Genomic DNA, 12,178 nt, shown 5'->3' with positions numbered 1-12,178 from the left:
ATGGTTCTAACCTCTCTTTCTATATTCAGCCCGTGCTATACTGCTAAAAGTGCGGTCTAGCTCTTCAATAGGCAATGGTTCAACCGTCACGCTATTAGCTATCTTTGTCAGCTCGTAGGCGGTCTCTAGGTCGCAATCAACCCACTTATTAAAGAGTAAACCTACAAAGCGTGTCAATGCCACGTTTCGCCCTCCCTCGTCTCCAAATCCGTTGAAAAGCGTGTCAATGATCCTCATAGTCATTGACCTCTGGCCACTTGCTCTAGGCTTGTAACGCTCCGTAGTTTCTTGCTTCGCTCTTGGTTCAACCTTAGGGACTGGATAATCTAGGCCATGCTCTACGATTTTTTGATAGTCTGCTGGGTTGCCTGTTGTTACTGGTAGCCCTTGGAGTTGTGACCATGTTAAACTGGCCATGTCAAAGGGTAGCCCAATCTTGTCCGCTATCTCCTTAACTACCTGCTTATAGGTTGCCTCATTCATCACATCATCAGGCTTCACTACAAGGCGAAAACGGGGCTTTTCTAAGCTATGTTTGATAGTCGGGTATAAGATATAGGAGTAGCCAAATAAAGCGCTAGAAACGACCTTTATAAAGCCCTCAGACGTCCCCTGTATATCGTCATAATCAAGGAAAATCAAATCCCGATAGATTAGACTGGAGTTGTTTCGCTTGTAACTGCCATGCTTTTCTGGCGTCACTTTCCCACTGATACAGTAAGGCGCTTGTGTACGTTTAAATTCTTCAATGTTTGCCCCTTCAGGGACTACCAAAGGCTTAAAGCGTTCAATGTACTGGAACGGCTCAATTTTATCAAATGGATAGACAAGATTACTCTGAAAGCCTTTAGCCTCGTAAATTGCCATGCTCCACCCCCAGAAACTTCATCAAGTCAGAAATTCTATAATAGATTTTCCTAGTATCTTCTAGTGGGGGCTGGTATCGCTTTAGCCCTGCTTTTTCCCATTTTTGGAGTGTCATATATTTTATATCTAACTCGTCCATAACTTCCTGGGCTGAGATTAAACCTGTCAGTCGTGGTTTGACTGTATCACGCGCTTCCAGGTATCTTTCCACTACCTCCAGAATGTCATGCGCTAGGTCTTGCTCGCTTTCTCGGCTTAGGCTAAACATATCCGCCCACCTCCTTCAAGGTTTCTTTGTAACTCTCTAAATCAGCATTTAAAAGGACAGTTAGGCGTTTCTGTTCTTCCTGTACTTGGTTATAGAATGCCTTTGCTCCGTCCAGTAGCTCCTCTTTGTTAGCTGGGATAAAATATCCTCTAAATGTCCCATGGCGAACCCCAACAATAGGAACGCTATGGCGCGTGATTAGACGGCTGATAATATCTTGCACGGTTCTTTCTGCCAGCTTAGTGATCAGGCTGATTTCTGCCCCTGTTATGGAGTTCTCAGCCCCTACCTTGATTAGTCTTAATACTCGTTTGTCATTCTCTGATAGACTCATTCAGTGCCTCCGTAAACTCTTACCCCTGCAAGCTGGATATATCGCCCATAATCAGGGTTTAAATCCTCGCTAGGTGTTTCTATCGTCTGTTGGTTTTCTCGCTCAAATTGGGCGCTTTTTTTGCGGTCTCGGTGGTTTAGATAGACCAGTAAGCCAATCAGTACCACGGAAAAGATAAGCGCCTGTGTGTTGGTTAAATCTAGTTCGTTCATGTTATACCATCGCCTTATAGTTCTTGATAAATTCCTCTTGTTTAGGTTGTTCCATATTCAGCAAGTCGTCTTCGGCTTGTGCCATTTCTTTAATATCTTTAGTCATGGTATACCTCCAGCTCTTTAGCGTTGTCATTGTTCAAAAGCAAAAATGCTATTTCATTTAGACGATCGTATAGCTTTTCATTCTGGGCGTATGCTGTATTAGCGTATTTTTTAGCAAGCCATAAGAACGTGGTTGTATCTTTCTGTAGTGCAAACTCAAGCCCTTCAAGAGCTAGGTTATTCATTTCTAAAACATTCATGACGTCGGTTAATTCGTTCCCTAATTCTGCTAGTTTCTTAGCCGATAATAGAACTTGTTGGCTTGATGTTGCTTTTTTTGTTGTCATGTTTTTTACCTATGTTTCTATGTTGTGTAATTGCCCTAAGGGCTTTTTAATGCCTTTTACTATCCAGTATATCCTCACACTCAAAAACTTGGCGGTCGGAGAGTGTGGGGATTTTGAATGGTTGTTTCTTATACAGTTTTTCTTGCCTACAGCCTCATGCTCAGAAGTTTGCCGACCGAGAGCGTGGGGCTTTTTGAGTTGTTTCTTATAACGTTAATCCTCACGCTCAGAGTCGCCAAATTGAAAGCGTGAGAAAGTACCAGTTTTAAGAGTTGGCGCTCTCCGTATGGTCAAATTGCCCTAAATATGCTATAATCTAGGTATAAATCTTTACTAAAACCCCTTTGATAATAGCTTGCCTGCTTTTTGTTAAATTCGTTTTAGTGTTAGTGTGAAAGGCTCTGCGGTGTGGTTATTGCTAAGCCTTTTTTGTTGCTCTCACGCGCTTCTTTGGCGTGTTTTTTTATTTCTGAATGCCATAGCCTTGATTTCTTGGTAACTCATATTCAAGCCAATCATGGCTATTACCATATCTTCAAATGCCTGATATTGCTCCAGCTCGTCACTGGTCAAGCTATCAATGCCATTATAGCCCCCACGTTCTTCCCTTAACTGCTTAGCGTTCCTGTCAGTTACTGCCTTCAGTAGCAGGTTGTTCATGGTGCTATGCGCGTGCTTGGGTGCATTAAGCCATGTCTCAATACTGTCATGCAGTGTTTTTCTTTTTGGCTTTTCTAGCGCCCTCTGCATACGAAACTTAGAAAGCTCCTCACGCATTTCAAAGAATGCTTTGACTAGGTTGGTTTTGAAGTTAGCCACTTGCTCGGTATTCTTTAAGAATGTAACTAACAAGGTCGCTTGTTGCTCATTCAAAATATAGTCCTTGGTATTCTGGCCACTCTCCATAGCTTGGATTTTAAATCCAACCTTTCCGAACTGTTCAAACCTTGCTTGATGTTTGCGGATCGTCTTGGTTATTGTGTGATGTTGCAATCCCGTGCATTCTGCCACAATACTACTCAGCGTATACGGCTCTTTCTTGCCGTCCATGTAGACTAATTCCATTGTGGTTCTACCTCCTGCATGAATCGGGTTAGCTTGCTTGTCAGACGGCTCTTCTCGTCCATATTTTTAGCCTCTGCAATGGCTTTGGCTAGTGTATCGATATAATACCGCTCTGCCTCTGCCAACGTGTCAGGGGCTTTTATAGTGGTCTGTGGTTCTTCCACCAGTTCCCCATCCATGTAGTAACCTTGTTGCCTAATATCTTTTAATACTTGCTTAACCCATTTCTTAAACTCTTTAGCTTTTGGTTTGCGTGATTGGAATAGAATCTCATATAATCCTTGCTCAGTTAAAAACCAGACTTGCTGAACGCCTCCAGGGGTAAGAACTTTCTTCTTGTCCTTTTCGTCTTGGTCTACCATTTCAAGAAACTTGCTCAAACTACTATTTGAGTAGTCAATCATTCTAGCAACCTCCCCAGCTCTAAAAAGTGGGTTGTCAAAATCTCCGTAGATATCCAACGCTTGACCGTGGAAAATAGTAGTAGTAACAACCTGTAATAGTTGCCCTTGGTCTGTTGTCTCTTCAAAAATACTTACTTGTGTTGTCATGTCTTGCTTGACCTCTCTGTATAACTTGTTTAGTCGCTTCCTGCTTTCCTTGTTGGGCTTATGTTTGCCCTGTGCCCACTTACCAACTGTTCGGGGATCTATTCCTATCCGTTGGCCAATAGCTACCAAGTTCAGCCCATGAGTGGTTCGCATTTCATCAATGACCCTTGTATAGTTCCTCTTCATTGCTTGCCTGCCTTTCTTAATCTTCTGGTGTTAGTAGTTCATCAATAGAAACACCTAGATAGTTAGCAATCTTTAGCAAGGTTTCAATATCTGGGCGCTTAGTACGCTCGTAGTACAAAGCTGTGAGTGTGCTTTTTGATAGCCCTGTTTCTCTTGCAACATCTGCCACCTTCAAGCGTTTCTTTGCTAAAATAACACGCATATTATTTTTCAAATGTCTTACCTCTTTCTATTATTTTTAAAATCAACCTCCAGCAGAATAGATTGAAAAGTGTTGTGCTGGAGGTTCTGTTCAGACACTTTTTGTCTGATTGGTTTTTATTATACAGACACTTTTTATCTTTGTAAAGGATATTTTTTATTTTATTGGACTTTTTTTGTCTGGTTCAAGAAAAAGAATGATATAATACATTTGAAAGGTGTTGATATAAATGAATAGATTAAAAGAGTTACGTAAAGAAAAAAAGCTATCTCAAAAGGAAATAGCAAAAGAAATGAGCATATCAGAAAAGACTCTATCACGCTGGGAAAACGGAGAAAGCCAAATTAAACCAGAAAAAGCCCAGCAACTTGCTAAATACTTAGGGGTAAGCGTTGGATATCTGTTAGGCTATGAAAGTTTAGATATAATTTTAAATATGTCAAGAAACGGAGAGTTTAAAAATCATGATGAAAAAAAAGAAATGATAAATTCATTAGCTTTTGTAGAAGGTTATTTAGAATCTCTTACAGGTAATAAACGATTCATCAAGAAAGTTTTCGAATCTCCTGACGCTCTTGATGTTTTACCTGCCGTTTATAATTTACTTCTTCAAAAAAAAGAGCGCGAGGCTTTATTACTCGTAGGCTTTCTTACTCTTGGAGAAAAGGAAAAAACAATATTGCTTGATTTACTAGAATCACTTTGTAGAAAAATGTAAATAATAGTACCTCTATTTTGCAAAAAACGAAAAAATAGCAAATAGTTCTCCACTTCTTACTATCTATTGTGCAAAAACGGGGGAAATTGACGAATAGAAAGCCGATTTTACAGACTAAAACGCAAAAAACGGCAAAATTGTAAAATAGCAACAAAAAAGACAAGCTAGCTACTGCCAACTTGTCTAATAGTACCTAACTGAAAATAAGCGAAAGGTTAGGTATTTACAACATGATTATACCACTCTTGCATTTAAAATGCGACCTATAGCATACCCACGCGCCACAATGTCCAACAATCCTGAAGCGCGTGTATTCTCGGGCTTCGCTCAAGCTTCAAGACTATATAAGCCCCATATCTACCAATTTTGTTGATGTCAACAAATGTCAACCACTTACAATATTTTAGAAAGGATCTCATGAACGAATTACAATTCTTAATCTATACCGCTGATAATGATAGCGAGACAGCTAGTGTCATCATCAAAGGCGAAACTATCTGGGCTAGTCAGAAAGAAATGGCTAGACTTTTCGATGTCGGTGTTCCTGCAATTAGTAAACACCTAAAAAATATCTTTGAAGAGGGCGAATTAGAAGAAAAGGTGGTTGTTTCCAAAATGGAAATAACCACAAAACACGGTGCAATTGCTGATAAAACCCAAACTAAGGATGTCAGCTACTACAACCTTGACGCCATCATTTCAGTTGGTTACCGTGTCAATTCCCAAAAAGCTACGAGATTTAGACAGTGGGCTACTTCAGTACTTCGTGAGTACATGATAAAAGGGTTCGCCATGGATGACAACCGTCTGAAACAAGGCGAAAACTTGCTGGAAAAAGACTATTTCCGTGAGCTGTTGGAGCGCGTGCGTTCTATCCGGGCTAGTGAGCGTCGTATATGGTTGCAGATTACAGATATTTTTGCAGAAATTTCTATTGACTATGATCCACAAAGTACGTTGACTAAGCAATTCTATGCTGATGTACAGAATAAGTTTCATTATGCAATCACTGGCCAAACTGCTGCGGAAATTATCTACACGAAAGCTGACCATACAAAAGACAACATGGGACTTACAACATGGAAAAACTCCCCTAATGGTCGCATACTGCAAGCAGATACCCAAATAGCAAAGAATTACCTTTCAGAAACAGAAATCCGTTCCCTTGAAAGAGGAATATCTAGCTATTTTGATTATCTGGAAAGACAGATAGAACAGCGAAAAGCTCAGACAATGCAACAACTAGCCCAAAGCATTGACCGCTTTTTGACTTTCCAAGAATACGATATTTTAGAAGGTCATGGGAAAATCACTTCCAAGGTTGCGAAAGATAAAGCAAAAGCAGAGTACCAACTATTCAACAAAACTCAAAAGATAAACTCGGACTTTGAAAAAACTTTAAAACAGCTAACTGACGATAAAAAACTTTAAATATAGGACTACTTACTATAAACAAGCCCATAATAGCCCATATCCGCCTTGTTTTTTATTCTGGTATTATTTACCGTCGGACTCTTTAAAATCGAATGTGGGGCAATCTGTGAAGCCCTAGCATGATATAAAACCTTTTTGATAATGGCTTGCCTGCTGATGTATTTTAGAAAGGTTTAAATCATGAAAATAACTGAAGTTATAAAAAAAGACGGTAGTAAAGTCTATCGTGCTAATGTATATCTAGGAGTTGACCAGGTAACAGGAAAGAAAGTCAAAACCAAGGTAACAGGTCGGACACAAAAGGAATTAAAACAGAAAGCCAATCAAGAAAAAATAGCTTTTCAAAAAGCAGGATCTACTAGACAAAAGGCTAGCACCATAAAAAACTATCAAGAATTAGCCAATCTCTGGTTAGAAAGTTATAAGAATACGGTTAAGCCAAACACTCAAGGCAATGTTAGAAAGCTAATCGATAATCATATATTGCCTATTTTGGGGACTTACAAGCTCGATAAGCTCACTACTCCACTTATCCAGTCAATTATCAACGAACTTGCTGACAAGACTAATAGAGGGGAAAAAGGGGCTTTTCTACACTATGACAAGATACATGCTTTAAACAAACGTATCTTACAGTATGGCGTAACCATGCAAGCTATACCGTCCAATCCTGCGCGTGATGTTATTTTACCTCGTAACACTCAGAAAGCAAAGCGGAAAAAAGTAAAGCACTTTGAAAATCAAGAACTAAAAAAATTTCTTGGTTATCTCGATAATTTAGATACTCATAGATACCGTTATTACTATGAGACGACGCTCTATAAGTTCCTATTGGCTACTGGTTGCCGTATCAATGAGGCTCTAGCGCTTAGCTGGTCTGATATTGACTTAGATAATGCCGTTGTACATATTACCAAAACACTAAATCGGGATCTAGAAATCAATAGCCCAAAATCTAAGGCTAGTTATCGGGATATAGATATAGATCAAGCGACTGTTAGCATGCTAAAGCAGTACAAACTGCGCCAAACTAAAGAGGCTTGGAAGATAGGACAACGTGAAAGCGTGGTATTTTCTGATTTCATTCATGAGTATCCTAGCAGTTCAAGACTTAAAAGAAGATTGCAAACACATTTTAAGCGTGCTGATGTTCCTAACATTGGCTTTCATGGATTCCGTCACACTCACGCTAGTCTCTTGCTTAACTCTGGAATACCATACAAGGAACTCCAGTACCGCCTAGGTCATTCCACTTTATCAATGACCATGGATATATATAGTCACCTCTCAAAAGAGAACGCAAAAAAAGCAGTATCATTCTACGAAACTGCACTAAAAGCACTATAGGGGGAGCAAAAAGGGGAGCAAATTTAAAAATCAACATTTCAAGACAAAGTAAAAATCCAATAGCAACAGGATTTTTGTTAGATTTATTTTGAAAAAGGCCGATTTTGTAGTATAATAGTACGGTGTGAAAAAATCTGAAAAATGAGAAAGGATAAGGGATATGAAACAAGTTTTTCTCTCTACAACAACTGAATTTAAAGAGATCGATACGCTTGAACCGGGTACTTGGATCAATCTCGTCAATCCGACTCAAAATGAATCACTCGAAATCGCTAACGCCTTCGACATTGATATTGCCGACCTTCGAGCACCGCTCGATGCGGAAGAAATGTCTCGTATTACGATTGAAGACGAGTATACCCTGATTATCGTAGACGTTCCGGTCACAGAGGAAAGAAATAACCGCACCTACTACGTAACCATCCCGCTTGGTATTATCATCACCGAGGAAACCATTATCACTACGTGTTTGGAACCACTACCTGTCCTCGATGTCTTTATCAACCGTCGCTTGCGTAATTTCTACACTTTCATGCGTTCGCGTTTTATCTTTCAGATTCTCTATCGCAATGCAGAGCTTTACCTAACAGCCCTTCGTTCAATCGACCGTAAGAGTGAACAAATCGAAAGTCAACTGCATCAATCAACTCGTAATGAAGAATTGATTGAGCTCATGGAGTTGGAAAAAACTATCGTCTATTTCAAGGCTTCCCTCAAAACAAATGAGCGTGTGATTAAGAAATTGACCAGCTCAACCAGCAATATCAAGAAATACCTTGAGGACGAAGACCTGCTTGAAGATACCCTGATTGAAACCCAACAGGCCATCGAGATGGCAGATATTTATGGAAACGTCTTGCACTCTATGACGGAGACCTTTGCCTCTATCATTTCCAACAACCAGAACAACATCATGAAAACCTTGGCCCTTGTGACCATCGTCATGTCCATCCCAACCATGGTCTTTTCTGCCTACGGGATGAACTTTAAGGATAATGAAATCCCCTTAAACGGCGAGCCTAATGCCTTCTGGTTAATCGTCTTTATCGCCTTTGCTATGAGTGTCTCGCTCACTCTCTATCTCATCCATAAAAAATGGTTCTAAGAGGAGTTCCTATGTCTCAGATTGATCTACAAAAATTAACAAAGAAAAACCAAGAGTTTGTCCACATCGCTACCCAACAATTCATCAAAGATGGGAAAACAGACGCTGAAATCAAGGCTATTTTTGAGGAAGTTATTCCCCAAATCCTTGAGGAGCAAGCCAAAGGTACGACTGCTCGTTCCCTCTATGGCGCACCGACCCACTGGGCTCATAGCTTCACTGTTAAGGAGCAATATGAAAAAGAGCATCCAAAAGAAAATGATGATCCAAAACTCATGATTATGGACTCAGCCCTTTTCATCACTAGCCTCTTTGCCCTCGTCAGCGCCCTCACAACCTTCTTCTCAGCAGATCAAGCTTTCGGCTATGGATTGATTACCCTCCTCTTAGTTGGACTGGTTGGTGGATTTGCCTTCTACTTGATGTACTACTTTGTTTACCAATACTATGGACCAGACATGGATCGCAGTCAACGCCCACCTTTCTGGAAATCTGTACTAGTTATCCTAGCTTCTATGTTCCTTTGGTTGCTTGTCTTCTTTGCAACAAGCTTCCTACCAGCTAGCCTTAACCCAGTACTTGCTCCATTGCCGCTGGCTATTATCGGAGCAGCCCTCCTAGCCCTTCGCTTCTATCTTAAGAAACGATTGAACATCCGAAGCGCAAGTGCAGGACCAACACGCTATTAAGAAGAATGATAAAAGCAACTGCAGGCGCGGTTGCTTTTTCACTTACTTTTTTGATTTAAAAGCATTCTTCTGAAATCCCACATAGCTCTATCTAATCTTTTGTGATAAAATAGGCTCAATCTATTTCTAGGAGGATAAAATATGATTTCTACTATTGGTATTGTTAGTTTGTCTAGTGGCATTATCGGAGAGGACTTTGTCAAACACGAAGTAGACTTAGGTGTCCAACGTCTCAAGGATCTGGGACTCAATCCTATCTTTTTGCCCCATTCGTTAAAAGGCTTAGACTTTATCAAGGACCATCCTGAAGCTCGTGCAGAGGATTTGATTCATGCCTTTTCTGATGATAGCATCGATATGATCCTATGTGCCATCGGTGGAGACGATACCTATCGTTTGTTGCCTTATCTTTTTGAAAATAACCAACTACAAAAGGTTATCAAACAAAAAATTTTTCTTGGCTTCTCGGATACAACCATGAACCATCTCATGTTGCATAAACTAGGAATCAAGACTTTTTATGGTCAATCCTTCTTAGCAGACATTTGTGAATTAGACAAAGAAATGTTAGCCTATAGCCTTCACTACTTTAAAGAATTGATTGAGACGGGAAGAATCTCAGAAATCCGGCCTAGTGACGTTTGGTATGATGAAAGGACTGATTTCAGTCCCAAGGCTCTGGGAACACCTCGTATCAGTCATGCAAATACCGGCTTTGAGTTGTTGCAAGGAAATGCACAGTTCGAGGGGAAAATCCTCGGTGGCTGCCTCGAATCCCTCTACGATATCTTTGACAACTCTCGATACGCAGATAGCACGGAGCTCTGTCAAAAATACAAACTTTTCCCTGACTTGTCAGACTGGGAAGGCAAAATCCTCTTACTAGAAACAAGCGAAGAAAAGCCTGAGCCGGAAGACTTCAAAAAGATGTTGCAGACTTTAAAGAACACTGGTATATTCGAGGCCATCAGTGGACTCCTGGTCGGAAAACCTATGGATGAAACTTTCTATGACGACTATAAAGAGGCACTATTGGATATTATTGACAGCAATATTCCGATTCTCTATAATCTAAATGTCGGCCACGCAACTCCAAGAGCAATTGTCCCCTTTGGCGTCCATGCCCATGTAGATGCACAGGAGCAAGTCATTCGCTTTGACTATAACAAAAAATAAATAGTTTCTCTATTTTTGTGCTTTTGTATTCGTTTTCGTTACAATTTGTATCTGAATTTATTGCATTTCGCTAATTTCTATGTTATCCTTTTGAAGGAGGTGTATATGACAAAACAAAAAATTAATCGAATCGTAGGTTCTATTGGTGCCTTTATTGGAATTATAGTATTTATTGCCTACATACCTCAAATTATCGCTAATTTACAGGGAAATAAAGCTCAACCATTTCAACCTTTATCAGCTGCTATATCTTGCTTAATCTGGGTTATTTATGGATGGACAAAGGAACCTAAGAAGGATTGGATACTAATCATTCCAAATTCAGCTGGTGTTATTTTAGGTGGAATCACTTTTTTGACTTCACTCTAACAAATCTAATAGTATATATAAAAAGCTGGGAAAAGTTTCTCAGCTTTTTCTATATTCTATTCTCAGATATGCGAGTTACCTGTACACACTAATGACCGCTTTTCCACTCACAATCGTTCTCATGGTCATCAACCAGGCCTGCTGCTTGTAAAAAAGACAAGACGGCGACTGGGCCTGTGAACTTGAAGCCTCGTTTTTTGAAATCTTTAGCTAATTTCTCAGACAAAGGTGTTTTAGCTGGGGCTTGGCGATAATCAGGAATATCATTGACGATAGTTTTCCCCTCAACAAAAGACCAAAGATAGGCATCAAAAGAGCCATATTCTTCCTGTAGTCGTAAAAATGCTTGGGCGTTAGCGCGTGTAGCAAAAATCTTGGCTCTATTTCGGATGATGGCTGGATTCTCCAGCAAGGCTTCCAATTCGGTATCGGTCATCTCTGCGACTGCTTGAATTTGATAGCCATGAAAGGCTTCTCGGAAAGCCTGGCGTTTGTTGAGCACCGTTTCCCAAGACAGGCCTGCCTGATAGGTTTCCATACACAACAATTCAAACAATGCTTGGTCATCATGGAGGGGCTGGCTCCACTCCTCATCATGATAGGCAATGTAGAGCGGATTGGTCATCTTGACCCACGAACAACGTTTTGTCATGCTCTGCTCCTATTTGACCAACATTTTAAGGGCCGACTTGATGTAGTTCTCAGCTGTATCTGTCGTTCCTTCAAAGAATTTCTTGATTTTCTTGAGCTCTGTTGCCTTGTATCCCAGAGCCAACATGGCCTCCATAGCTTCTTCCAATTCTTGGTTTTCAGCGCTAGCTTGCACTGCCACCTTGGCAGGAAGGTCATCTCCTGCAACTACTACCTTGCCTTCCAAGTCTAGCACCATCTGCTGGGCTGTTTTCTTACCAATTTTAGGGAACTTGGTCAAGTAGGTGATGTTCTTGGTTTCGATGGCTTGAACCAAGCCAGCATTGTCATCAGCAGCGATAATAGCAAGAGCTGATACAGGACCAATCCCAGAAACCGAAATCAGACTGAGAAAGAGCTTCTTCTCGTCTTCTGAGCGAAATCCATAAAGTAGATGGGCGTCCTCACGTACAACTTGATGCACATAAATTTGAGCTTCTTGGTTGACCTGACCTGAGTAGGCATAGGGATTGGCCACATGCAAAATATAACCGATACCGTTGACTTCAAGAACAATGTATTTAGCAGTAATTTTGGTAATGATTCCTTTTAAATATTCGTACATAGTTTTCC

The 12,178-nt window shown here is 40.4% G+C and carries 17 protein-coding genes; 7 read left to right on the top strand and 10 right to left on the bottom strand.

Features of this window, described 5'->3' with window-relative positions:
- Nucleotides 1-6: 6 nt before the first annotated feature.
- The 8 genes from HT714_RS05190 to HT714_RS05155 form a co-directional block, all read right to left on the bottom strand.
- On the bottom strand, nt 7-867 hold the full coding sequence (locus HT714_RS05190; RefSeq protein WP_173225103.1) for a primase alpha helix C-terminal domain-containing protein: 861 nt from the start codon (nt 865-867) through the stop codon (nt 7-9).
- The gene (locus tag HT714_RS05185; RefSeq protein ID WP_173225100.1) at nt 848-1,135 is read right to left on the bottom strand and encodes an XRE family transcriptional regulator; all 288 of its coding nucleotides are present in this window, start codon (nt 1,133-1,135) and stop codon (nt 848-850) included. The genes HT714_RS05190 and HT714_RS05185 overlap by 20 nt, the downstream gene beginning before the upstream one ends.
- Entirely contained in the window at nt 1,128-1,469 is a 342-nt protein-coding gene (locus tag HT714_RS05180) for a hypothetical protein (protein WP_000058832.1), read from the bottom strand. The genes HT714_RS05185 and HT714_RS05180 overlap by 8 nt, the downstream gene beginning before the upstream one ends.
- Nucleotides 1,466-1,681: a hypothetical protein gene (locus HT714_RS05175; protein WP_045605154.1), complete on the bottom strand. Its 216-nt coding sequence runs from the start codon at nt 1,679-1,681 to the stop codon at nt 1,466-1,468. Before HT714_RS05175 ends, HT714_RS05180 begins: the two co-directional genes overlap by 4 nt.
- 98 nt (nt 1,682-1,779) lie before the next feature.
- The gene (locus tag HT714_RS05170; protein WP_173225097.1) at nt 1,780-2,073 is read right to left on the bottom strand and encodes a hypothetical protein; all 294 of its coding nucleotides are present in this window, start codon (nt 2,071-2,073) and stop codon (nt 1,780-1,782) included.
- 438 nt (nt 2,074-2,511) lie between these two features.
- Nucleotides 2,512-3,138 carry a Rha family transcriptional regulator gene (locus HT714_RS05165; RefSeq protein WP_173225094.1) on the bottom strand — a complete coding sequence of 209 codons (627 nt, stop codon included), beginning with the start codon at nt 3,136-3,138 and terminating at the stop codon, nt 2,512-2,514.
- Nucleotides 3,129-3,875, bottom strand: a complete 747-nt coding sequence (locus HT714_RS05160) for a BRO family protein (protein WP_173225091.1) — start codon at nt 3,873-3,875, stop codon at nt 3,129-3,131. Before HT714_RS05160 ends, HT714_RS05165 begins: the two co-directional genes overlap by 10 nt.
- A 16-nt stretch (nt 3,876-3,891) precedes the next feature.
- The gene (locus HT714_RS05155) at nt 3,892-4,089 is read right to left on the bottom strand and encodes a helix-turn-helix transcriptional regulator (protein ID WP_140832911.1); all 198 of its coding nucleotides are present in this window, start codon (nt 4,087-4,089) and stop codon (nt 3,892-3,894) included.
- Nucleotides 4,090-4,306: 217 nt separating this feature from the next.
- Between HT714_RS05155 and HT714_RS09665 the strand changes: the two genes are divergently transcribed.
- The 7 genes from HT714_RS09665 (at nt 4,307) to HT714_RS05120 (ending at nt 10,915) form a co-directional block, all read left to right on the top strand.
- Nucleotides 4,307-4,795, top strand: coding sequence for a helix-turn-helix transcriptional regulator (locus HT714_RS09665; RefSeq protein ID WP_240148099.1), 489 nt, complete (start codon nt 4,307-4,309; stop codon nt 4,793-4,795).
- A 417-nt stretch (nt 4,796-5,212) separates the two neighbouring features.
- Complete coding sequence (locus HT714_RS05145) at nt 5,213-6,226, top strand: virulence RhuM family protein (RefSeq protein ID WP_001004339.1); 1,014 nt, start codon at nt 5,213-5,215, stop codon at nt 6,224-6,226.
- 183 nt (nt 6,227-6,409) lie between these two features.
- The gene (locus HT714_RS05140) at nt 6,410-7,576 is read left to right on the top strand and encodes a site-specific integrase (RefSeq protein ID WP_173225088.1); all 1,167 of its coding nucleotides are present in this window, start codon (nt 6,410-6,412) and stop codon (nt 7,574-7,576) included.
- Nucleotides 7,577-7,736: 160 nt separating this feature from the next.
- Nucleotides 7,737-8,681, top strand: a complete 945-nt coding sequence (locus HT714_RS05135; RefSeq protein WP_000815623.1) for a magnesium transporter CorA family protein — start codon at nt 7,737-7,739, stop codon at nt 8,679-8,681.
- Nucleotides 8,682-8,692: 11 nt separating this feature from the next.
- Nucleotides 8,693-9,370: a DUF1129 domain-containing protein gene (locus HT714_RS05130; protein ID WP_050220387.1), complete on the top strand. Its 678-nt coding sequence runs from the start codon at nt 8,693-8,695 to the stop codon at nt 9,368-9,370.
- A gap of 141 nt (nt 9,371-9,511) precedes the next feature.
- Entirely contained in the window at nt 9,512-10,546 is a 1,035-nt protein-coding gene (locus tag HT714_RS05125; RefSeq protein ID WP_173225086.1) for a S66 peptidase family protein, read from the top strand.
- 105 nt (nt 10,547-10,651) lie between these two features.
- Nucleotides 10,652-10,915 (top strand): SemiSWEET family transporter, encoded by a 264-nt coding sequence (locus HT714_RS05120; RefSeq protein WP_000166114.1) that lies wholly within the window; start codon nt 10,652-10,654, stop codon nt 10,913-10,915.
- Nucleotides 10,916-11,003: 88 nt separating this feature from the next.
- On the opposite strand, the gene HT714_RS05115 is transcribed toward HT714_RS05120, so the two are convergent.
- Nucleotides 11,004-11,567, bottom strand: coding sequence for a DNA-3-methyladenine glycosylase I (locus tag HT714_RS05115; RefSeq protein WP_173225083.1), 564 nt, complete (start codon nt 11,565-11,567; stop codon nt 11,004-11,006).
- A gap of 9 nt (nt 11,568-11,576) precedes the next feature.
- The gene (ruvA, locus tag HT714_RS05110; RefSeq protein ID WP_000273423.1) at nt 11,577-12,170 is read right to left on the bottom strand and encodes a Holliday junction branch migration protein RuvA; all 594 of its coding nucleotides are present in this window, start codon (nt 12,168-12,170) and stop codon (nt 11,577-11,579) included.
- Nucleotides 12,171-12,178: the final 8 nt, after the last annotated feature.

Source organism: Streptococcus sp. 3705 (genome assembly GCF_013277145.1).
GTDB lineage: Bacteria > Bacillota > Bacilli > Lactobacillales > Streptococcaceae > Streptococcus.
This window is presented reverse-complemented; position numbering and strand designations above follow the sequence as displayed.

Bases quoted from the DNA above. Each gene is read 5' to 3' on its own strand.
- ruvA (WP_000273423.1), bottom strand. From the start codon at position 12,170: ATGTACGAATATTTAAAAGGAATCATTACCAAAATTACTGCTAAATAC.
- HT714_RS05145 (WP_001004339.1), top strand. From the start codon at position 5,213: ATGAACGAATTACAATTCTTAATCTATACCGCTGATAATGATAGCGAG.
- HT714_RS05120 (WP_000166114.1), top strand. From the start codon at position 10,652: ATGACAAAACAAAAAATTAATCGAATCGTAGGTTCTATTGGTGCCTTT.
- HT714_RS05185 (WP_173225100.1), bottom strand. From the start codon at position 1,135: ATGTTTAGCCTAAGCCGAGAAAGCGAGCAAGACCTAGCGCATGACATT.
- HT714_RS05160 (WP_173225091.1), bottom strand. From the start codon at position 3,875: ATGAAGAGGAACTATACAAGGGTCATTGATGAAATGCGAACCACTCAT.
- HT714_RS05135 (WP_000815623.1), top strand. From the start codon at position 7,737: ATGAAACAAGTTTTTCTCTCTACAACAACTGAATTTAAAGAGATCGAT.
- HT714_RS05125 (WP_173225086.1), top strand. From the start codon at position 9,512: ATGATTTCTACTATTGGTATTGTTAGTTTGTCTAGTGGCATTATCGGA.
- HT714_RS09665 (WP_240148099.1), top strand. From the start codon at position 4,307: ATGAATAGATTAAAAGAGTTACGTAAAGAAAAAAAGCTATCTCAAAAG.
- HT714_RS05190 (WP_173225103.1), bottom strand. From the start codon at position 867: ATGGCAATTTACGAGGCTAAAGGCTTTCAGAGTAATCTTGTCTATCCA.
- HT714_RS05170 (WP_173225097.1), bottom strand. From the start codon at position 2,073: ATGACAACAAAAAAAGCAACATCAAGCCAACAAGTTCTATTATCGGCT.
- HT714_RS05180 (WP_000058832.1), bottom strand. From the start codon at position 1,469: ATGAGTCTATCAGAGAATGACAAACGAGTATTAAGACTAATCAAGGTA.
- HT714_RS05165 (WP_173225094.1), bottom strand. From the start codon at position 3,138: ATGGAATTAGTCTACATGGACGGCAAGAAAGAGCCGTATACGCTGAGT.
- HT714_RS05140 (WP_173225088.1), top strand. From the start codon at position 6,410: ATGAAAATAACTGAAGTTATAAAAAAAGACGGTAGTAAAGTCTATCGT.
- HT714_RS05130 (WP_050220387.1), top strand. From the start codon at position 8,693: ATGTCTCAGATTGATCTACAAAAATTAACAAAGAAAAACCAAGAGTTT.
- HT714_RS05175 (WP_045605154.1), bottom strand. From the start codon at position 1,681: ATGAACGAACTAGATTTAACCAACACACAGGCGCTTATCTTTTCCGTG.
- HT714_RS05115 (WP_173225083.1), bottom strand. From the start codon at position 11,567: ATGACAAAACGTTGTTCGTGGGTCAAGATGACCAATCCGCTCTACATT.